Here is a 1,345-nt window from a genome sequence, read left to right as displayed (position 1 = left end):
CCATTGCATTCCATTATTATCATATCTTCTCGCAGACTATGGCGTTTATCATTCTGATAGGCGTCACTGTATTTATGTCTGTTTTGTCTGTGGTATACAATCGGCGCGAACTGGCCATCATTTCACTTGTCGGAGGATTTCTTGCACCTTTCATCGTAAGCAGTGGAGAGGGAAGTTATCTGGTACTGTTCACTTATGTAAGTATCCTGAATCTCGGTATGTTCGGACTTTCCATTTATAAGAAGTGGGGTGAGCTTCCGATGATCTCATTTGTCTTTACCTGGCTGATAATGGGAATCTTTCTTTTATTTAGCTATACCTCCAGTTCTACAGTTATTTCGGGGCACTTGTTTTTGTTTACCACTCTGTTTTATTTTATCTTTCTACTTCCGGTGTTCTCTATTCTTCGTGGGGAAGATATGCGAACAATGAGTCGGGGGCTGGTATTCGTCATTATAACGAATAACTTTATTTATCTGCTTTCGGGAGCTTTGTTCTTGCGGAATATGGGATGGTCTTTCAAAGCAAGCGGTTTGTTGAGCCTGTTCATTGCTCTTGTTAATTTAGGACTGGTGCTTTGGTTATGGAAGAGCCGGAAAGACTATAAATTCCTGGTGTATACCACTCTGGGGCTTGTGTTGACATTTGTCTCTATTACCGTTCCGATTCAGTTGGATGGAAACTATATAACATTAGTTTGGGCGTCAGAAATGGTGTTATTATTATGGCTTTATATCAAGTCGAGAATCCGGGTATATGAATATGCGGCAAAGATACTGGTGGGACTCACCTTTATTTCTTACCTGATGGATATATATAATGTAGTAATGCATGAGCATCATGCTGTCAGCACTATTTTCCTGAACAGTTCATTTGCCACCTCTTTGTTTGTAGGGCTGGCTATGGGAGCATTTGCTCTGTTGATGGGGTATTATAGACCATTCTTCTCTACAGCCCGTCAACTGAAATATGGTTTCTGGAATCCTTTCATGCTTTTTGTCTCTGTAGCCATACTTTATTATACATTTATGATGGAGTTTCACCTGCATTTTGAGGGAGCTACGAGGAGCGGAGCAATGTTCTTGTTTACTGCCATTGCCATTTCGAGTGTTTGTTATGCTTTTAGAAAACGATTCCCGATCACCCAATGTCTGACTTTCTATATGTTAGCTATTGGGATAAATACGCTTGTATATATCATAAATATATGGGGAGATCAATGGGAGAACATGGCTTTTGTGCCTGTTGTACTACGATGGTTCACGGCAGCATTTGTAATAGCGAATATATGCTATGTGGCACGCCAATACTATCTATTAATCGGCATCAAGAGTCGTTTCACTAT

General features: G+C 40.3%; 1 protein-coding gene. It reads left to right on the top strand.

What is annotated here, in order from left to right; all coding sequences use genetic code 11:
* A partial coding sequence (locus AB5935_RS26365; protein ID WP_368327913.1) for a DUF2339 domain-containing protein occupies window positions 1–1,345 on the top strand: 1,345 nt, incomplete at both ends.

It is taken from the genome of Phocaeicola sp. RTP21198st1_B8_RTP21198_201120, from assembly GCF_040929485.1.
GTDB classification, from domain to species: Bacteria; Bacteroidota; Bacteroidia; order Bacteroidales; family Bacteroidaceae; genus Phocaeicola; species Phocaeicola dorei.
The sequence above is the reverse complement of the archived record's forward strand: the minus strand, read 5'-3'. Positions and strand labels throughout refer to the sequence as shown.